This is a genomic window from Thiohalobacter thiocyanaticus (assembly GCF_002356355.1).
GTDB lineage: Bacteria > Pseudomonadota > Gammaproteobacteria > Thiohalobacterales > Thiohalobacteraceae > Thiohalobacter > Thiohalobacter thiocyanaticus_A.
Map to the genome: position 1 here is coordinate 1,821,882 of NZ_AP018052.1, position 18,595 is coordinate 1,840,476.

Annotated in this window: 16 protein-coding genes; 6 read left to right on the plus strand and 10 right to left on the minus strand. The window is 66.5% G+C overall.

From position 1 onward, the window contains the following. Positions 1 to 65 precede the first annotated feature (65 nt). A complete protein-coding gene (locus CFK21_RS08420; RefSeq protein WP_096366239.1) occupies positions 66 to 737 on the minus strand; it encodes a TVP38/TMEM64 family protein in 672 nt (223 codons plus the stop codon). Between the two features lie 175 nt (positions 738 to 912). On the opposite strand from CFK21_RS08420, the gene CFK21_RS08425 reads away from it, so the two are divergent. From CFK21_RS08425 to CFK21_RS08435, 3 genes are all read left to right on the plus strand, one after another. Continuing rightward, positions 913 to 1,554: an adenylate kinase gene (locus tag CFK21_RS08425; RefSeq protein WP_096366240.1), complete on the plus strand. Its 642-nt coding sequence runs from the start codon at positions 913 to 915 to the stop codon at positions 1,552 to 1,554. A 94-nt stretch (positions 1,555 to 1,648) separates the two neighbouring features. After that, positions 1,649 to 3,382: an autotransporter assembly complex protein TamA gene (locus tag CFK21_RS08430; protein WP_172844279.1), complete on the plus strand. Its 1,734-nt coding sequence runs from the start codon at positions 1,649 to 1,651 to the stop codon at positions 3,380 to 3,382. Beyond that, positions 3,379 to 7,131 carry a translocation/assembly module TamB domain-containing protein gene (locus CFK21_RS08435; RefSeq protein ID WP_096366242.1) on the plus strand — a complete coding sequence of 1,251 codons (3,753 nt, stop codon included), beginning with the start codon at positions 3,379 to 3,381 and terminating at the stop codon, positions 7,129 to 7,131. Before CFK21_RS08430 ends, CFK21_RS08435 begins: the two co-directional genes overlap by 4 nt. Positions 7,132 to 7,342: 211 nt before the next feature. Here CFK21_RS08435 and CFK21_RS08440 read toward each other — a convergent pair whose 3' ends face one another. The 7 genes from CFK21_RS08440 to CFK21_RS08470 all read right to left on the minus strand — a co-directional run bounded on the left by CFK21_RS08440 (position 7,343) and on the right by CFK21_RS08470 (position 14,119). Beyond that, the gene (locus CFK21_RS08440) at positions 7,343 to 7,897 is read right to left on the minus strand and encodes a chalcone isomerase family protein (RefSeq protein WP_157745542.1); all 555 of its coding nucleotides are present in this window, start codon (positions 7,895 to 7,897) and stop codon (positions 7,343 to 7,345) included. Then, positions 7,894 to 8,448, minus strand: a complete 555-nt coding sequence (locus tag CFK21_RS08445) for a DUF3833 domain-containing protein (RefSeq protein WP_096366244.1) — start codon at positions 8,446 to 8,448, stop codon at positions 7,894 to 7,896. The genes CFK21_RS08440 and CFK21_RS08445 overlap by 4 nt, the downstream gene beginning before the upstream one ends. Next, positions 8,387 to 9,757 (minus strand): MFS transporter, encoded by a 1,371-nt coding sequence (locus tag CFK21_RS08450; protein ID WP_369801264.1) that lies wholly within the window; start codon positions 9,755 to 9,757, stop codon positions 8,387 to 8,389. Before CFK21_RS08450 ends, CFK21_RS08445 begins: the two co-directional genes overlap by 62 nt. Then, positions 9,754 to 10,980, minus strand: coding sequence for an SAM-dependent methyltransferase (locus CFK21_RS08455; RefSeq protein ID WP_096366245.1), 1,227 nt, complete (start codon positions 10,978 to 10,980; stop codon positions 9,754 to 9,756). The genes CFK21_RS08450 and CFK21_RS08455 overlap by 4 nt, the downstream gene beginning before the upstream one ends. Further along, the gene (locus CFK21_RS08460; RefSeq protein ID WP_369801192.1) at positions 10,977 to 11,708 is read right to left on the minus strand and encodes a DUF1365 domain-containing protein; all 732 of its coding nucleotides are present in this window, start codon (positions 11,706 to 11,708) and stop codon (positions 10,977 to 10,979) included. Before CFK21_RS08460 ends, CFK21_RS08455 begins: the two co-directional genes overlap by 4 nt. Positions 11,709 to 11,748: 40 nt before the next feature. Then, complete coding sequence (locus CFK21_RS08465) at positions 11,749 to 13,041, minus strand: NAD(P)/FAD-dependent oxidoreductase (RefSeq protein ID WP_096366247.1); 1,293 nt, start codon at positions 13,039 to 13,041, stop codon at positions 11,749 to 11,751. 172 nt (positions 13,042 to 13,213) lie between these two features. Next, positions 13,214 to 14,119: a MerR family transcriptional regulator gene (locus tag CFK21_RS08470; RefSeq protein WP_096366248.1), complete on the minus strand. Its 906-nt coding sequence runs from the start codon at positions 14,117 to 14,119 to the stop codon at positions 13,214 to 13,216. Positions 14,120 to 14,202: 83 nt separating this feature from the next. Here CFK21_RS08470 and CFK21_RS08475 point away from each other — a divergent pair, with 83 nt between their 5' ends. Genes CFK21_RS08475 through CFK21_RS08485 form a run of 3 tightly spaced genes read left to right on the plus strand, consistent with a single transcriptional unit; the run spans position 14,203 to position 15,718 of the window. Next, on the plus strand, positions 14,203 to 14,961 hold the full coding sequence (locus CFK21_RS08475; protein ID WP_096366249.1) for an SDR family NAD(P)-dependent oxidoreductase: 759 nt from the start codon (positions 14,203 to 14,205) through the stop codon (positions 14,959 to 14,961). 2 nt (positions 14,962 to 14,963) lie between these two features. Next, positions 14,964 to 15,407 (plus strand): nuclear transport factor 2 family protein, encoded by a 444-nt coding sequence (locus tag CFK21_RS08480; protein ID WP_096366250.1) that lies wholly within the window; start codon positions 14,964 to 14,966, stop codon positions 15,405 to 15,407. An 11-nt stretch (positions 15,408 to 15,418) separates the two neighbouring features. Further along, complete coding sequence (locus CFK21_RS08485; RefSeq protein WP_096366251.1) at positions 15,419 to 15,718, plus strand: tetratricopeptide repeat protein; 300 nt, start codon at positions 15,419 to 15,421, stop codon at positions 15,716 to 15,718. Positions 15,719 to 15,845: 127 nt separating this feature from the next. Here CFK21_RS08485 and CFK21_RS08490 read toward each other — a convergent pair whose 3' ends face one another. Then, positions 15,846 to 17,810 carry an SLC13 family permease gene (locus CFK21_RS08490; RefSeq protein ID WP_096367554.1) on the minus strand — a complete coding sequence of 655 codons (1,965 nt, stop codon included), beginning with the start codon at positions 17,808 to 17,810 and terminating at the stop codon, positions 15,846 to 15,848. 115 nt (positions 17,811 to 17,925) lie between these two features. Next, the gene (locus tag CFK21_RS08495; protein WP_096366252.1) at positions 17,926 to 18,558 is read right to left on the minus strand and encodes a TetR/AcrR family transcriptional regulator; all 633 of its coding nucleotides are present in this window, start codon (positions 18,556 to 18,558) and stop codon (positions 17,926 to 17,928) included. Positions 18,559 to 18,595: the final 37 nt, after the last annotated feature.

Below are 18,595 nucleotides of genomic sequence, written 5' to 3' on the forward strand. Positions count from 1 at the left end.
CAATATAATACGGGCGGTGAACCGTCGGCTTCCGCGCCCCGGACGGAGCTCGACGCCGGGCGGAGTCAGGGCTTGCGGTGCCGATGCGCCCAGCGCGACAGCAGCAGCGCCGCCACGGCGAGTATGGCCACCACTGCGACGAACACGACCAGGGTGCGCGGCGTGGGATTGCGGATAATGGCCAGGATGCGATCGATCAGCAGGGCGATCGCCAGCATGCCCGGCGTCATGCCGAGCAGCGTGCCGAGCAGATAGTCCCTGAAAGTGACATGGGAGGCGCCGGCCACCAGGTTGATGATGCTGAAGGGGGCGACCGGGACCACCCGCAGCAGAAACACGGTCAGGATACCGCGCTCCCCGAGTCGGGCGCTGACCCGGTTGATGCGGTCCCCGGCCAACTGGCGGATGCCGCGCCGGCCCAGGTGGGCACCGACGGCGTAGCCGGACGCGGCGTTGGCGATCACGCCCAGCAGGGCATAGACAAAGCCGGCCAGGGCGCCGTAGGTCAGTATGGTCGCCACGATCAGGGCCGTAATCGGCATGATCAGCAGACCGCCGATCACGAACAGCACGATCACCACCAGCGGCCCGTAGCCGAAGTTGCGCACCGCCTCCAGCGTACCGAGCAGGCGCTGCGGATCGGCCCACTCCGACAGCGGTGTCAGGCGCCAGGCCAGGACCAGTGCCAGCAGCACCAGGCCCAGGATCAGCCAGCGATGGGAATGGCGTAGCGGCATGCGGCCTCGCAGGCGAATTCGGGCGGCTCAGTATACAGGCCCGGGCCATCAATATCTTCTATGCCTGCTAAAGAAATGCTCATGGATTGAACCTGCCGGGCGAGTCGCGCACAATTGCCGCCCACGCCGGGCGCCTGCCCGGGGAAACGATTCGACAGGTTGAAGGAGGAATTCCGTGAAGCTGATTCTTTTGGGCGCGCCCGGTGCGGGCAAGGGCACGGTCGCCAAGATGCTGACCGACATCGACGGTTCGGTGCAGATCTCCACTGGCGACATCCTGCGCGCCGCCGTGAAGGAGGGCACCGAGTTGGGCAAGCAGGCCGAGGCCTACATGAAGGCGGGCGACCTGGTCCCGGATGAACTCATCATGGGTATCATGGAACAGCGCCTGCAGGAACCGGACTGCGCCAACGGCTTTCTGCTCGATGGCTTCCCGCGCACCATTCCCCAGGCCGAGCAGCTCAAGGCGCTGATGGACAAGCTGGGGATCAAGCTGGACATGGCCGTCAATCTGGAAGTGCCGCGCGAGGTCATCCTCGATCGTCTGACCACCCGGCGCACCTGCACCAATTGCGGTGCCATCTACAACGTCAAGAGCGCACCGCCCAAGGTCGAAGGCGTGTGCGACAAGTGCGGCGGCAGCGTAGTGCAGCGTGACGACGAGACCGAGGAGGCCATTTCCAACCGCCTCGACGTCTACAACGAGAAGACCGCCCCGCTGGTCGAGTTCTACCGCAACGAAGGCCTGCTGCTGGATGTGAACGCCACTTCCAGCGATGAGGTGGTCAAGACCATCAAGGCCAGGCTCGCCGGCTGATTCCCGCTTCCGGCTGTCTCAAAACCCCCGCCCTGATGCGGGGGTTTTTGTTTCCCGAGGTGCCCGCAATACCGCATCCAGTATAATCCGGCCCATGTCCGTGCGCCGGTTTTTCATCCTCCTGCTCCTGATGCTGTGTCCGCAACTGCTGCCGGCCGCGGAAATCGATATACGTATCGAGGGCCTGGAACAGGACAGCCTGCGCGCCAACGTCCTGGCACTGCTGTCGCTGACCACACTGAAGGACCGCGAGGCACCCTCCGAGGTGCGGGTGCGGCGCTATTTCAACCTGGCCGAACGGGAGATCCGGACCGCGCTGGAACCCTTCGGTTATTACCGTCCGCGGATCGAGTCCCGTTTGCGGCGTACCGAGGCGGGCTGGCAGGCCAGCTTCGGCATCGATCCGGGCGAACCGGTCCGGGTGCGTGAACTGGCGCTGGAACTGCAGGGGCCGGGCCGCGAAGCACAGGATCTGCAGGCGCTGATCGATGACCCGCTGCTCGGCCTGGGCGAGGTGGCCGTGCATGCCCGCTACGAGGCCTTGAAGAAATCCCTGCTCGGCAAGGCACTGGAACTGGGTTATCTGGACGCCGCCTATACCCGTCACGAGTTGCGCATCGATCCGGCCGCCGGCAGCGCGACGGTGCTGCTGCAGCTGGACACCGGCCGGCGCTATCGCTTCGGTGAGATCAGCTTCGAGGCGGCCGGGCTGCGCGAAACCCTGTTGCGCCGGTATCTCAGCTTTGCTCCGGGTGAGCCCTATTCGGACCGCAAGCTGCTCGAGTTGCAGCGTGCCCTGCTCGACAGTGACTACTTCGAATCGGTCAGTGTAGTCGATCAGCGCGAGGCCGCGCAGGATTACGCCATTCCGATCGAAGTCCGCCTGGAGCCGCGCAAGCGCCACCGTTATACCGCGGGCATCGGTTTCGGTACCGATACAGGCGTGCGTGGCAAGCTGGGCTGGGAGGTGCGACGCATCAACAGCCGCGGCCACACCCTGTCCAGCGAACTGCGGGCCTCCGAGATCCGTCAGGGGGCGCATGTCGAATACGGTATTCCGGTGCGCAATCCACGCACCGACCGTCTGAGCTTCGCCGCCGCGGTCCAGCAGGAGGACAGCGCGACGATCGAGAGTGACTCCCGCACCCTGGCGGCGAATCTGAGCCGGGTCCGGGGACGACTGCGCGAGAATCTGTCGCTGACCTTCCTGGATGAGGATTTCCGCCTGGGCGATCAGAAGGGCAGTACCCGGTTGCTGATGCCCGGCGTGGCCTGGACCTACATCAAGGCCGACGATCCCCTGATCACCCGGCATGGTTGGCGGGCGCAGCTGGAACTGCGCGGGGCGACCCCGGAAATCATCTCCGAGACCCGCTTCCTGCAACTCGTCGTCGGCGCCAAGTACATCCTTCCCCTCGGTTCACGCGGACGCATTCTCACCCGCGGCCAGCTCGGCACCACCTGGATGTCGGACTTCGATGTGCTGCCGGCCTCGGTACGTTTCTTCGCCGGCGGCGACCGCAGCGTGCGCGGTTTCGATTATCAGAAGCTGGGTCCGACCGATGCCAGCGGAGAAGTGGTCGGCGGCCGGCACCTGCTGATCGGCAGCCTGGAATACGAGCACAGAATCAAGGGCAAGTGGCGTGCCGCGGTGTTCGTCGATACCGGCAACGCCTTCGACGATTTCGGTGATGAACTGGAAACCGGCGCCGGCATCGGCGTGCGCTGGGAATCACCCGTGGGCCTGCTGCGCGTCGACATCGCTTCGGCGGTCAGCCGTCCGGACAACCCGCTGCGCCTGCACATCACCCTGGGGCCGGACCTGTGACGGCACTGCGTCGCATCGGCTGGCTCGTCGGCGGTCTGCTGCTCCTGCTGCTGCTGGCATTGCTGTGGCTGACCCTGACCCCCAGCGGTCTGCGCACCGGCCTGGCGCTGACGGCCCGGCTGGTGCCGGGTGAACTAGGCTGGAAGGAGGTGAGCGGCCGCCTGGCCGGACCGCTGCAGATCCATGGTCTGCACTTCCGCGGCGCCGCCGGTGATTATCGCCTGCAACGGCTCGATTTCGACTGGTCGCCCACGGCCCTGGCCGACATGACCCTGGCTGTGGAACGGCTGCATCTGGACGGATTACGCCTGGCCCCGGCGCTCACGCCCGGAACGCCCTCTGCCGCTGCGGAACAATCCGCATTGCCCGATATCCGGCTGCCGCTGCGCATCAGGCTACGCGATGTGCAACTCAACGGCATGGAGTTCATACCGGCCGACGGCGCGGGGCAACGTATTGAACGGCTGCAGTTCAGCGCAGACGCTGCCGGCAGCAGGGTGACGTTGCAGCAGCTGGAACTGGCGCTGTCCGGCGTGACGGTGCAGGCCAGCGGCCGCATTGCCCTGGACTCCGGCAGTCAGACCCAACTCGATTTCCAGTGGCACGCGGCCCTGCCGGATTTGCCTGCCTATGCCGGTGCCGGCGCGTTGCGCGGCACTCCGGAGCTGCTGGTGCTGACGCATCGCCTGGAGCAGCCGGCCCCGGCCGGGCTTGCACTTCAGATCCGTCAGCCCCTGCGTGCTCCAGACTGGACGCTGGATCTGTCCCTGCCGATGACAGCATTGCAGCGTTTCGCCCCGGGGCTGCCTGCACATGCCCTGGGCCTGACGCTGCAGGCCGGTGGCGATCTCTCCGCGGCGCGTTTTGAAGCCAGTCTGGTCAGCGATCATCCCGATCTGCAGGAGCAACCGTTGAGTCTCAAGGGCCGGTTGCGCCACAGCGACTGGAACCATTACCACCTGGAGACGGCCGAACTCCAGCTGGCCGGGAGCCGGCTGCAGGTCAACGCCGACTGGACGCTCGATACTGCCAGCGGCCGGCTGGAACTGGATTGGCCGACCCTGGCCTGGCCACCGCTGACCCCGGTGTTCAGCGCTGCCGACGGCCGGCTGGTCTGGCAAGGCGGCGTGCAGGATTTCACGCTCGAACTGCAGACGGCTCTGGCCGGACAGGCCGTGCCGGCGGCGCAACTCGCCCTGCAGGGGCGTGGCGATGCAGAGGGATTTTCCCTGGACCGTTTCCGCGCCGGGCTGTTGGACGGTCAGGTGCAGGGGGAGGGTCGTATCGGCTGGGCCGATGCGCTGGACTGGCGCCTGCGCCTCAGCGCACAGGACATCGACCCCGGCCGCCACTGGCCGGACTGGCCGGGACGGCTGTCGGCAACGCTGGAGTCCGGCGGCGAGGTACGCGGTGAGGCGCTGACAGCCAACGTGGCGCTGCAGCAACTGGACGGCGAGTTGCGCGGCCTGCCGCTGGTCGGAAGCGGCAGCCTTGCCCTCGGCCCCGACGGTTGGCGCTTCGCCGATCTCGCATTGCGCACGGGCGAGAACCGGCTGACCCTGAACGGTGGACCGCACGAGGCGGACGGGATGCGCTGGTGGCTGGACTTCCCCGAACTGGCCGACACCCTGCCGGGCATCCGGGGTGCGGTGGCGGGTCAGGGCCGGTTGCGGGGTGTCTGGCCGCAGAGCCGGCTCACGGGTGAGTTGCGACTGGAGGCGCTGGAGCGCGCCGACCTGATGATGGCGCAGGCCGAGCTCGGCTTCGACGCCGGACTGGGCAGTCCGGATGCACCCCTGCAGTTCCAGCTCCAGGGCCGGGACTGGCAGTGGCAGGCGCGCGAACTGGCCAGTGTCAGCGCCGAACTCAGTGGCAGTCTGGCCGATCACCGCCTGCAACTGGAGGCGGACGGACCGTCGCATGGCCTGCAACTGACGCTGAATGGCAACTGGCAGGCACCGGACTGGAGCGGGCGCATCGCCCGGTTCGACTGGACCCTGCCGGAGACCGGCACCTGGACGCTGCAAGAGGCCGTGGCCATGACCCTGGGGCCCGAGGCCGCCCGGGTCGATCCCGTCTGCTGGCAGCAGGCGGCGGCCGCGCTGTGCCTGGAAGGCCATGCCGCGCAGGCCTGGAGCGACTGGCAGGCCGATGTGCGCCTGGACGGTCTGCCCCTGAACCGGCTGCAGCCCTGGCTGCCGGTCGGGGTCGTGTTCGATTCGACCCTGTCGGCGCGGCTGTCTGCGCAGCAGACGGAGGGCCGGCTGCGCAGCGAGGGCAGATTTGATCTGCCGGCCGGGACGGTGGCCTGGGGTGAGGGCGAGGGCCGACAACAACTCCCGCACGGCGCGGCTACCGTGGACTGGCGGCTGGATGCCGCGGGTCTGCAGGCCGATGCCCGGCTCGGACTGCTGGAACAGGATCGTCTGACCGCCGAGGTGACCCTGCCCGGTTTCCGGCCGGGGGCGGCGCTGGATCAGCAGCGCATGGCGGGCCGCCTGCAGGGTGAGGTCCGCCGGCTCGAGGTGATCGAACTCTTCGTTCCCGCCCTGACCCGGGTGCAGGGACAGCTGGACATCGACAGCCGCATCGCCGGCCGTCTGCTCGCCCCGGAACTGCAACTCGGCGCGCGGCTGCATGAGGCCGCCCTGTGGGTGCCGGCGGCCGGCATTCATCTCGAGGACATCGGGCTGCAACTGGACTCGGCTGCCGACGGACAGCTGCGGTTGCGGGGCGGGGCGCGTTCCGGCGCGGGCCGCATCGGGCTCGACGGCACTCTGGATCTGACCCGGTTGCCGGACTGGCGGTTGCAGCTTGGCGTTCAGGGCGAGGACTTCCTGGTGCTGGATATTCCGGAGGCGCGGTTGCCGGTCTCACCTGATCTGGAGCTGAAGGTGCAGCCGCCGCGAATCGATCTTGCTGGCCGTGTCCACGTCCCCGAGGCGCGGCTGGCACCGCGTGATTTCAGCGGCGCGGTCGGACCGTCACGCGACGTGGTTGTGGTCACAGGCGAGGCACAGCAGACGCCGCGCTGGTCGGTACATACGCGGGTGACGCTGAGTCTGGGTGAGGCGGTCATGTTCGAGGGCTACGGCCTGACCGGCCGCCTCGCCGGCCGGATCGAGTTGATCGACGAGCCGGGCCAGCTGACCCGCGCCCGGGGTGAACTGCAGGTGGTCGACGGCAGTTATGCGGCCTACGGCCAGACGCTCGACATCACCCAGGGCCGGGTCATCTACAGCGGGGGACCGGTGGACAATCCGGCGCTGGACGCCACCGCCGTGCGCCAGATCGACGAGGTCACCGCCGGCCTGCGGCTCGGAGGCTTCCTGCAGGATCCGCAGCTGGAACTGTTTTCACGTCCGGCCATGGCCGAGGGCGATGTCCTGTCCTATCTGATGCTGGGCCGGCCCATGGCCGGGGCGAGCGGCGCCGAGGGTCAGCTGTTGATGCGGGCCGCCACCGCCATGGGGGTGAAGGGCGGTAACGCCCTGGCCGGGCAGATCGGCGAGACCCTGGGGCTGGACGAGGTCAGCGTCAGCGGCGGTGGCAGCGGGGGAACGGCGGAGGACACCTCGCTGGTGCTGGGCAAGTATCTCTCGCCGCGATTGTACGTGAACTACAGCGTGGGCCTGTTCGAGCACCTGAGCACGCTGAACCTGCGCTATGAACTCAGCCGGCGCTGGTCCCTGGAAAGCGAGCTCGGGGTGGAGTCCGGGGTGGACCTGCTGTTCAACATCGAACGCTGATCCTTGACGTTAGGAGAGAGCAACGCAGAGGGCGCAGAGGCGCGGAGACGCAAAGGTCATAAAATAAAGGGTAGGCCGGGATAAGCCAGCATTTCCGGCAGACGTAGGTTGGGCTTCATTCCATTTCATAATGCTCAGCGTCTCAGCGCCTCTGCGCCCTCTGCGTTTATAGCATCAGTTTCAGCAGTGACCGCTGCCCCCCGGCTGGATATCAGCCATTGTCGTCCAGAATCCCGCCCGGCCCCAACCAGATGCCCAGATACAGTCGGGCCAGTTCCGGGTCGGGCTGGAACAGCACCTGCCGGCCGTTGTGGTCGAGTGTCAGGCCGCTGTCCCGGAGGCGGCACAGACGGTAGCGGTCGCCGGCCCGGATATCGACATAGGCCGCGTGCAACCGCGCCAGTCCGTCACTGAACGCCTGCAGTCGAGGCGTCGGGTGCTGCCGTTCCAGGATATGGTGTGCCGCCTCGATCAGGATTTCCCGCTCCAGGTCGCGATGGTAGCGGGCCTCGATGCAGGTGCTGGCATCGGCGGCTAGCAGCTGCGGCAGCGGCTGTGGCGCGGGGGCGTAGACACCGAGACTGTAGACCCGGAACAGGCCGGCATAACGGATGGTATCCTGCCGGATCAGTGACAGGCGATCCTCCCCGACCTCGACCGCGACCGGCAATGGCGCCTCCGCCTGCGCCGGTGTCGCCAGGGCCAGCAGCAGACCGGCCAGCCAGGTCCGGAGACGACACAGATACAACATGGCGACAGTTTTCATGGTGCGGTCGTCCCGGGATCGGTCTTCACGAACACCAGGGTGACCTCGCCCAGCCGGATACCCCATTTGCGCATGGTGGCCCGGTTGATCATCACCCGCTCGTCCTGCAGGAACATCCAGTCGTCGAAGTGCACGACATAGTGTTTCCCGCCCACTTCCAGCCGCAGTTTGTATTCCCAGTTCAGCGCATTGCCGTACTGGGCCCCGCGGGCGACCCCGACCACGTCGTCGGCCCGGCCCTCGTAATGATGTTCATCCAGCCGGTGAATGCGCCAGATGCGCTGCTGGCGCTCGCCGTCGGCATAGACGAAGTCCTCCTGCAGCACCAGTTCGTCGCCTTCCATACGGCCGTCGATATCGACGCGAAAGCGGCGCTTCACTTCGCCGCGCCGGTTCTGGAACATGCCCCAGGCCTGCAGCTCGCCCAGGAAATACTCCTCCAGCACCAGCGGCGGCTGCTGACCCTGATAGTCCTGTGCCTGCATGTGACTACAACCGGCGCTCAGCAGCAGGCTGCAGGCGATCAGAATCAGTACGGGCAATCTTGTCATCGGTCTCCTCCCGGGAACGGGCGCTGTCGCGCAGGGTGAGCAAATTGGTCTCGGTCAACGGCAGCCGCCACACCAGCCAGGTGGCGTAGAGCTTGATGATCACCGGCAGCAGGGCATAGAGCAGCGTCAGCCACAGTGTCTGTGTCGCTGTCGCGGGCTGTCCCGATTCGAATCCGGACAGCGATAGCAGGGGGAAGGCGATGCCCACGGCCATCGCCAGCGCCAGCTTGGTGAGCAGGCTCCACAGACCGAAGAGGGTGCCGGTGCGGTGCTGACCGGACACCAGCCGCTGCTGTTCGGCGACATCGGCCTGGATCGAGGCCGGCAGCGCCATGTCGATGCCCAGGCTGGCGCCGGTGAGCAGGCAGATGAGGGTGAAGGCGGCGACGTCCCCCGGCCCCAGCACGAGCACGCCGAGGAAGGCGAGACTGGCCAGCAGCATGGACAGGGCCCAGGTGCGGGCCTTGCCCAGGCGGCGCGCCAGCGCCTGCCACAGGGGCAGGGCGACCAGGCCGCTGAAGAAGTAGGCGCCGAGAAACAGCGGCAGCGAAGCCCCGGCCTGCAGCACCGTTTCCACATACAGAATGATCAGCGAGGCGGGGATGGCGTTGGCCATGCTGTTGCTGAAGAAGGCCAGCGACAGCCGCCGCAGCAGGGGATCCTCCATCAGTGCCCGCAGATAACCGGGCGCGGTGGCCCGTCGCGGTCCCGGTGCCGGTGTGCCCGCCAGCGTGACCAGCACCGCCGTCGGCAGCAGGAGGTACAGCAGCCAGGCCGCGTTCTGCATCAACCGGGCCAGCTGATCCGTGTGTCCGGTCAGCAGGGGCAGGGCGATCATCAGCATCGTGCCGAGGATGGTGAAGGCCTCGCGCGCGACGGTCACACTGGTGCGTGCATGATAGGCCTGGGTCAACTCCGCGCCCCAGGCCAGGTAGGGCACGGTGATCAGGGTCCAGCCGGTGTAACTGACCAGGCTCCACAGGAACAGGTAGGCGCCGCCGACATCGGCCGGCGGCATGAACAGACGGCTGATGCCGAACAGCAGCAGCAGGGTGCCGGCCAGCATCAGCGGCCGCAGCAGGCGCGAACCCTGGGAACTGCGGTCGCACCAGTAGCCGATCAATGGATCGGTGAACACATCCAGCGAGCGCGCCAGCAGGATGGCAATGCCCGCCGCCGCCAGTCCCACCTCCGGCAGGCCGGCGTAGAATGCGGGCAGGAACACGTACAGCGGCAGCCCGAGCGCGGCCAGCGGCAGCCCGGTCACGCCGTAGGCCAGCAGGGTGCGCTGCCAGTGCGGCAGGGTCAGGGGCACGGCGGCCGGATCAGGGTGGTCTGCATCAGATCGATGCGTCCGGTCATGAAGCCGGCCTCGCAATAGGCCAGGTAGTAGTGCCAGAGGCGGACAAACCGATCGTCGAAGCCCTGTTCCCGGACCCGGTTGCGGTTGAGCATGAAGCGGTGGTCCCAGTGGCGCAGGGTGCGGGCATAGTCCTCGCCCCGGAACTCGCAGCGGCTGATCTGGAACCCGGCGCGGGCGGCGTGGGCGGCGAACACCGGTACCGAGGGCAGCATGCCGCCGGGGAAGATGTATTTCTGGATGAAGTCGGCGCGCCGCACATAGCGCGCGAAGACGGCCGGGTCGATGGTGATGACCTGCAGAGCCGCACGGCCGCCGGGGCGCAGGCAGTTGAACACTGAAGTGAAGAAATCCGGCCAGTACTCGGTGCCGACGGCCTCGAACATCTCGATCGAAACCACATGATCGAAGCGGCCGCGTACATCCCGGTAGTCCTGCAGCCGCAGCTCGACGCGCGTGTTCAGGCCGGCGGCCGCGATGCGCGCGCGGGCATACTCATACTGGGCCGGCGACAGGGTGATGCCGGTGACGCGGTGGCCGCGGCGGCCGGCGTACTCGACAAAGCCGCCCCAGCCACAGCCGATCTCGAGGATGTGATCGCCGGGTGCGGCGTGCAGCGAGTCCAGCAACTCGGCGTACTTGCGCGTCTGGGCCGCCTCCAGCGCCTCGTCGGGCCGGGCGAAGCGGGCACCGGAGTAGGTCATGCCGGGATCAAGCCAGAGCCGGTAGAAGTCGTTGCCCAGGTCGTAGTGCCGGCGGATGTTGCGGCGGCTGCCGCGCCGGGTGTTGGCGCGCAGCCGGTGCTGCAGCCGGTCCAGCCCCGCCAGCGTCTGGCGCCCCGGGAAGGCCGCGCGCATGTGACGTTCATTGAGCGCCAGGACCTGCAGGGTGTCCGCCAGCCGGGTGCTGGACCAGTCGCCGCGCAGATAGGCCTGTGCCAGGCCCATGCCGGCATTGGCGATCAGCCGCAGGCTGAAACGCGCCGGACGCTGCAGTCGCATCACGCCGGCGGGTCCTTCCTGCTCACCGATGAAATCGAACCGGCGGCCGTCGGCCAGTTCCAGACGCAGGGAACCGATGCGGATGGCGCGCAGCAGGGGCAGCAGCAGCCGCAATGCGACGGGAAGCTGTTGCAGCTGCGGTTCGAGACGCAGCACCTTTTCTGTGGTCATGAACTGAACTCCTTGCGGGGCGGTGAGGGTTTGGGATGGAAGGGCACCCGTCGCAGCCACAGCTTCAGGGCCTGCCAGTGGATCATGGCCATGATCTTGAAGGTCATCAGCGGCATGCGCAGGGCGAGTGCCAGCCAGGTGCGGTCGCTGAGCGGGCGGCGCCGGCCGGTCTGCACCGCGGCCAGCAGCAGCCGGCCCTGCTGATATTCCCGGATGACGTACTGCAGGCGCGCGTCCGGGCGCGACAGCCGGAAGTGGTAGCGCGCCTGCATGTCGATGAAGGGCGAGACATGAAACCGCTTGTCGTGCTCGCCCGTGACCGGCCAGGCGAGCTGCGCTCCCTGTGCATGCAGGATGTAGGTATGGGACTCGCCGAAGGTGTTGTGCACCTCGCACAGGATGGCGATCAGCCCGCCGTCGGCGGCTTCGACATACCACAGGCTGAGCGGATTGAAGCCATAGCCCAGCAGCCGGGGGAAGCACAGCAGGTGGATGCGGGTGCCGGCAGACGGCAGACCGGCAGCGTCCAGCAGGCGTTCGGCCCAGGCGCGCAGGCTGCTGCCGTCGCGCGGACCGTGATCGCGGTCGTGGAAACTGAACAGATTGAAGCGATTGTGCGAGAACAGCCGACAGTGCGCGGCCGCCGCGTCGATGCGATCGACGTCGATGTAGAGACTGAACACCCGGTAGCGGAACCGGTAGGCCGCGGGAAAACAACGTCGGTGCATGACCTCGCCCGCATAGATGCACCCCGCCGCGGTCACCATGTCAGGCCGCGCCTCGACGATCAAGCCCGGTCACCCAGGGCGGCTGCACACCCAGCCGGTCGGCGACCTCCACCGCCGAGCGCAGGGCGTCCTCATGAAAGCCGTAGCCGAAGTAGGAGCCGCACAGCCACAGGCCGTCACGGCCCTGCAGCGATTGCAGTTGCGGCTGCCGGCGCAGGGCCTCGCTGTCATAGACCGGATGGTGATAGACCATGCGGGCATGCACGGTGTCCGGCGCCGGCTCCTGCAGCGGGTTGAGGGTGACGAAATACGGCTGTGGGTTGTCGAGTCGCTGCAGCCGGTTCATCCAGTAGGTCACGCAGACTGCGCGGCTGCCGGAGGTGTCAACTTCGGAACGGTAGTTCCAGGCCGACCAGACCCGGCGCAACCGCGGCATCAGGCGACTGTCGCTGTGCAGCACCGCCTGGTTCTCCTGATAGCGGAAGCCGGCCAGCGGCGCACGCGCGGCGCGCAACCCGGGGGAGAGCATGGCCCAGGCCTCGTCGGCGTGACAGGCCAGCACGACCTGATCGAAGTTGCCGAGTTCGCCGTCGGCGGTGTGCAGGGACCAGCGCCCGTCATCGCCGCGCCGGATCTGTTCCACCGGGCAGTCCCGCACGGCCCGCTGCCCGAGATCCCGCAGCATGGCCTTGACGTAGAGATAACTGCCGCCGCTCACCGTGCGCCACTGCGGCCGGTTGCGCAGGCTGAGCAGGCCGTGATTGGCGAAGAAGCGGCTGAAGCTGTGCATGGGATAGGCCAGCATGGCTTCCAGCGGGCAGGACCAGATCGCCGCCGCCATCGGCAGCAGATAGTGGTCACGCAGTTCGCGACCGTAACCTTGGTGTTCGAGGAAACCGCCCAGGGTCAGGGACGAGGTCTGCTGCAGCTGGCGGGTGGCCCGGCGGTTGAAGTCGAGGATCTCGCGCAGCATGCGCAGATGGCGCGGATCGGTCAGGCTGCCGGGGCGGGCGAACAGCGTCTGCAGACTGCTACCGGCGTATTCGATGCTGCCGGCGTCGATGGACGCCGAGAAGGACATGTCCGTGGGCTGGGTGTCCACCCCCAGCCAGTCGAACAGCCGGGTCAGGAGGGGGTAGTTCGGCTCATTGTAGACAATGAAACCGGTGTCCACGGGCACGCTGCCCGCCTTGCTGTCCACCTCCACGGTATGGGTGTGGCCACCGATGTAGGCATTGCGCTCCACCAGGGTGACATCGTAGCGCTCCCGTAGCAGCCAGGCTGTGCTCAGACCCGCCACACCGGCGCCGATCACCGCAATCCGATCCTTCATTGCACTTGCACCTGTACAAGTATTTGACTAAATACGAAGTCTTTGTACAAGTATTGTACAGATATTGCCGGGATGCAACGGATTCAGGGGCGGGGAAATGTCACGTTTTCAACACAATCGGTATTCAGCCTTCTGCTTGTTGTTTATGTGGTGATTTTCCTGGCGGAGACGCTCAGGTGCCGGAGTGGAGCCCGGCGCGGATGCTGCGCAGTGCCGGCAGGGCATCGGTGCCGACCGGCACCGCGCCGGCAGCGGCCAGTTCACGGGCATGGGTGACCGCATACTGACCGCCGATGAACAGGGGAATGTCCAATGCCCCGATCAGGGCCGGGAGTTCCTGCTCGACGACCTTCTTCGACGGGCGTGTGGACATGGACAGGATCACGCCTTCTGCTGCGGTCGCGTCGGCCACCGCGGTCAGTTCCGACAGCGGCATGTCCGGTCCCAGCATGACCAGCCGCAGGCCGTGACTGACCGCGGTGACCGCGAACAGCAGCATACCCAGCTCATGGTGCTCACCCGAGGGACTGCACAGGATCAGTCGCGGACCATGGCTCTGCAGGTTGCTGTGATGCAGCCGGGCGCCTAGCTTCTTGCGCAGGTAGGCGGTGAAGAAATGTTCCTGGGCAATGCCGGTATCCGATTGCTTCCAGCAGTTGCCCAGATGCTGCAACAGTGGGCGGATGAGCAGGGTATTGACGGTATCGATGGGGTAGAGGCCGAGGATTTCCTGGTACGCCTGTTCCAGGGTGCGTTCGTCAAAGCGGCCGATCGCCTCAAGCATCCGGGCGCGGTGCGTCTCCCAGATGTCGGCGTTGTCCTCGCGTATGCCGGCCGCTTCGGGAGCGCCCTGTTTGAGGCTGCGTACCACCTGGCTGATGGACTGACCCTCGTTCAGCAGTGTCGTCACCTGCTGGATGAGACGGATGTCATCGTCGCTGTAGAGGCGATGTCCGCTGTCGGTACGGTGCGGTTGCAACAGGCCGTAACGGCGCTCCCAGGCGCGCAGGGTGACGGGGTTGACGCCGGTGATCTCGGCCACATTGCGGATTGGGTAGTAGTGCGCTTGGGTTTCCATGCCGTGTCCCGTGCCGGTTGACTTGTACAATACTTGTACGATAATTATACACCAGTTTTGCACAGTGCCAAGGAGCGACCGGCATGGCCAACACCTGTTCGACAATCTGGCTGCTGGGCGCCAGTTCCGGCATTGGGGCGGAACTGGCGCCGGGGCTGCTGGCCCGCTGCGAGCGGCTGGTGATCTCGGCGCGGCGGCGCGAGCGCCTGGAGGCGGTGCGGGACACGCTGTCGGAGCGGGGCGGGGATGTCCGGGTGCTGCCGGTGGACGTGGTCGAGGCTGATGCCGTCGCTGCGGCCGCGCAGGACATCGCGCACCAGGTCGGCGTACCCGACCTGGTCATCTACAATGTGGGCGACTACGAACCCGCCGGCATGGATCAGCTCGACCCTGCCGTGTTCGAGCGCATCACCCGTATCAATTACCTCGGCGCGGTCAACTGCCTGGCCGCCGTGGTACCGATGATGCGCGCCAGCGGCGGTGGCCGCATCCTGATCAATGCCAGCCTGTCGGGCTATGCGGGACTGCCGCATGCCGCGGCCTACGGCCCGACCAAGGCGGCCCTGATCAATCTGGCCGAATCGCTGCACCCGGAACTGGCCCGGGCGGGAATCCATCTCGGCGTCATCAATCACGGTTTCGTCAGAACGCGTCTGACTGAAAAGAACGAATTCACCATGCCACAGCTGCTGGAACCGGCCACCGCCGCGGCAGCCATCCTTGAACATCTCGACGACCCGGGCTTCGAGATCCGGTTTCCGCGGCGTCTGGCCTTGATGCTGGGCCTGCTGCGGATGCTGCCGTATCGTCTGTTCTTCGCGCTGACGCGCAGGCTGGTGTAGACATGGCACAGGACATCGAGCACCTGACTGCTGCCCTGGCTGAGTTCTATGCGGAGCTTGCCCCGGCCGATCTGGAGCGTGTGGACGAGTTCTACGCCCCGGACGCCCACTTCCGGGATCCCTTCAACGACGTGCGTGGCACACCGGCGATCCGCGCGATCTACCGGCACATGTTCGCACAGCTGGATAACCCCCGCTTCGAGGTCCTGCATTGGGCCTGCCGGGACGACTGGGCCTGTATCCTGTGGCGGTTCCGCTTTTCCGCCCGCCGCCTGGCCGGCGGACGGCCGCTCGAGGTCGAGGGCATGTCCCGCGTCCGTTTCGACGCTGCCGGACGCGTGGCGGCCCATCACGATTACTGGGATCCGGCTGCCATCTATCGCCACATACCCGTGCTGCGTGGGCTGCTGGCCCTGCTGCAGCGCCGGTTGAGCGCAACCACCTGAGAGGCATCACGATGCTGGAACGCATGTCACTGCTGCGCAACGATCCCGACGACGCCCGCCGCCTGTTCGAGCGGGCGAGGACGGGCGATGTGGATGCCCAGTATGCGCTGGGCCTGAGCTACGCCGAGGGTCGGGGCGTGGCGATCAACGAAGCCAAGTCCTACTTCTGGCTCAGCCAGGCCTGCGCTCAGGGTGATGCCGAGGCGAACATCCTGCGCAACATCGTCGCGCGCGACATGTCGGAGACGGATTTCCAGCAGGCCCGGCGCCTGTGCGACACGCCCGATTACATTCGGCGGATCGAATTCTGAGCCGGTTTGGCGGGTATGTGCAGATGGTGCGACTCAAGCGCGGAGAACGCAAAGTCGCAGAGGTTTTATGATTTATAGTCCTTTGCGCCTCTGTGTCTCTGCGCCCTCTGCGTTGATATCACATCTGTCAGAAGACCACATTCAGCATGGTCAGCGACACCACCAGGAACAGCACCGTCATGATGCCGCCGGCGCGCATGAAGTCCGGTACCCGGTAGCCGCCCGGCCCCATGATCAGGGCATTGACCTGGTGGGTGGGGATGAGGAAGGAGTTGGAGGTGGCGATGGCCACGGTCAGGGCGTAGATGGCCGGATCGGCGCCGACCTGGACGGCGATATTGACCGCCAGCGGCACCAGCAGCACGGTGGCGCCGACGTTGGACATCACCAGGGTGAAGAAGGTCGCCAGCACGGCGATGGCGGCCTGGATGATCCAGGGCGCGGCCTCGCCGACCCGGGCCACCACCTCCTCGGCGATGTAGCGGGCGGTGCCGCTGGTCTCCACTGCCAGCCCCAGCGGGATCAGCGAAGCGAGCAGGAACACCGTCTTCCAACTCACCGCGCGGTAGGCCTCGTCGATCGACAGCACGCCGGAGAGCACCATACCCATGGCCCCGGTCAACAGCGCCACCGACAGCCGCAGGTCGGTGAACAGGACCAGTCCCAGCGTGATGGCAAAGAACAGCAGGGCGTGCGGCACCTTGTGCGGACGTTCCTCCTCGTGCGGATACTCGGTGGTGACGATAACGAAGTTGCGATCCCGCTCCAGTCGCGCCAGATCCGCCCAGGTGGTGTGTACCACCAGGGTGTCGCCGGACTCAAACGCAATGTCGCGTACGCCTTCGCCTTCGCGGCTCAGGGTCTTGCCGCCGCGGTGGATGGCCAGCAGTGACAGGCCGTAGGTCTTGCGCAGCCACAGCTCCCGGGCAGATTGACCGATCAGTTTGGAGCCGGGCGGAATGACGATCTCGGCGATACCCGCCTTGGTCGGCACCAGCACCTCGCTGAAACGGTCCAGATCCGCCCGCACCCGCAGTTGATGCTTGCCGGCAAAACTGTCCAGCGCCTCGCGCGTGCCGAGCAGGGCCAACCGGGTGCCGGGTTCGATGCCCAGGCTGCGGTCCACGCCGGCGGCGCCGACGCGGATGCCGTCGCCCTTGTCGAGGGCGATCACCCTTACCCGGTAGTCGTGTTCCATCTGGTCCAGGTCGTGTCCCACCAGCGGGCAGTTGGCGGGCACCTCTGCCTCCACGATGTCGTAGCCCACCCCGTAGACTTCCTGGAAATAGCGCTTGGTGTCCTCGCCGCGACTGCGACCTTCCTCGCCGGCAGCGCTGTCCGAGGGCAGCACGAAGCGCCCGGCCAGGATGAAATAGAGTACGCCGGTGGTGACCAGGGCGATGCCGATGGGGGTGATGGCGAACAGCCCGAAGGTCTCCATCTGCTGGTCCGGCGGCAGGCCCTTGTTGGAGGTGAGCAGCAGGTCGTTGAGCAGGATCACTGGACTGGAGCCGACCATGGTCATGGTGCCGCCGAGGATGGCGCAGAAGCCCATGGGCATGAGCAGACGCGACATGGGCAGGCCGGTGCGGGCCGAGATGCGTGAGACCACCGGCAGGAACAGAGCGGCCGCGCCCACATTCTGCATGAAGCTGGAAATGATCCCGACCGTGCCCGAGATCAGCGGGATCACGCGGGCCTCGGTGGAACCGCCGACGCGCAGGATGAAGCCGGCCACCTGGGTCATGATGCCGGTGCGGTCCAGGCCTGCCCCGATGATCATGACCGCGATGATGGAGATGACCGCATTACTGGCAAAGCCGGTGAACAGCTTATTCGGGTCGACCAGGCCCTGCTCCAGACCCATCAGGGGGGCGAACAGTGAACTCAGACCCAGCAGTACCATGACGCAGACGGCGGCCACGTCCACACCGACCACTTCGAAGGCGAACAGAAAGATGGTCAGCAGCAGGAAGGCGCAGACCCAGGCGATTTCCACCGAGGGCACCGCGCCGGCGATATAGACACCCGCCGCCAGGAACAGGACAGCGGCGATGATCTGTTTCTTGTTCAGACTGAGGCTTTCACTCACGTTCACACCTTGGGATTGGGCTGGTTAGGCGCCGGCGACCGGGGTGGAGCCTGCGCAAAGGTGCGTAATTCTACCAGCCGGAACGTGGAATGACAGATGTGGCGCCTGTTCGGGATCAGCGGCAGGGCCGGTGCAGGGCCAGAAAGCACTGCACCGTGTGCCGCACCACCCGATCGATCTCGGCCTGCGGGATCGCTTCCTCAAGGACCAGGGCGCGGGTGCGCAGCGAGCCGAGCAGGGCGCCGGTGAACTGCTGGGCGGCCAGGTCAGGGTCCTCGATGTCGAGCATTCCGCGCTCGCACAGGGTCTGCAGGTATTCGGCCAGCCGCCGGTTGCCGCGTTCGGGGCCGGATTCGTAATAGAGCCGGCCGACCCGCGGCAGGCGCCGGCTCTCGGCCACGATCAGCCGGTGCAGGGCCAGGGCCGAGGGTTCCAGCAGGCTGTCGAGCAGGAGGGTGGCGAATCGGGTCAGGATCCGCTCGATGCCGTCCTCGTCGGGTGAGGAGGACAGCAGTGTGTCCAGCAGTTCACTGCAGCGCTGGGTGATGATGGCCCGGAACAGGGCCTCCTTGTTGCCGAACTGGTTGTAGATGGTCTGCTTCGATACCCCTGCCGCGCGGGCGATGCGTTCCATGCTGGCCTGGTCGTAGCCCTGTTCCAGGAATATCTGCGTGGCCGCCTGGATGATGGCCAGCTGTTTTTCGGTGGCGGCCGGTGGAGAGCACTGGAGGGCAGGGGTACGGGACATCGGGAGACACAATCGAGTGGGCAATGAAGTTGGCAGG

Bases quoted from the DNA above. Each gene is read 5' to 3' on its own strand.
- CFK21_RS08430 (WP_172844279.1), top strand. From the start codon at position 1,649: ATGTCCGTGCGCCGGTTTTTCATCCTCCTGCTCCTGATGCTGTGTCCG.
- CFK21_RS08485 (WP_096366251.1), top strand. From the start codon at position 15,419: ATGCTGGAACGCATGTCACTGCTGCGCAACGATCCCGACGACGCCCGC.
- CFK21_RS08445 (WP_096366244.1), bottom strand. From the start codon at position 8,448: ATGACAAGATTGCCCGTACTGATTCTGATCGCCTGCAGCCTGCTGCTG.
- CFK21_RS08440 (WP_157745542.1), bottom strand. From the start codon at position 7,897: ATGAAAACTGTCGCCATGTTGTATCTGTGTCGTCTCCGGACCTGGCTG.
- CFK21_RS08420 (WP_096366239.1), bottom strand. From the start codon at position 737: ATGCCGCTACGCCATTCCCATCGCTGGCTGATCCTGGGCCTGGTGCTG.
- CFK21_RS08460 (WP_369801192.1), bottom strand. From the start codon at position 11,708: ATGCACCGACGTTGTTTTCCCGCGGCCTACCGGTTCCGCTACCGGGTG.
- CFK21_RS08470 (WP_096366248.1), bottom strand. From the start codon at position 14,119: ATGGAAACCCAAGCGCACTACTACCCAATCCGCAATGTGGCCGAGATC.
- CFK21_RS08495 (WP_096366252.1), bottom strand. From the start codon at position 18,558: ATGTCCCGTACCCCTGCCCTCCAGTGCTCTCCACCGGCCGCCACCGAA.
- CFK21_RS08455 (WP_096366245.1), bottom strand. From the start codon at position 10,980: ATGACCACAGAAAAGGTGCTGCGTCTCGAACCGCAGCTGCAACAGCTT.
- CFK21_RS08475 (WP_096366249.1), top strand. From the start codon at position 14,203: ATGGCCAACACCTGTTCGACAATCTGGCTGCTGGGCGCCAGTTCCGGC.
- CFK21_RS08465 (WP_096366247.1), bottom strand. From the start codon at position 13,041: ATGAAGGATCGGATTGCGGTGATCGGCGCCGGTGTGGCGGGTCTGAGC.
- CFK21_RS08480 (WP_096366250.1), top strand. From the start codon at position 14,964: ATGGCACAGGACATCGAGCACCTGACTGCTGCCCTGGCTGAGTTCTAT.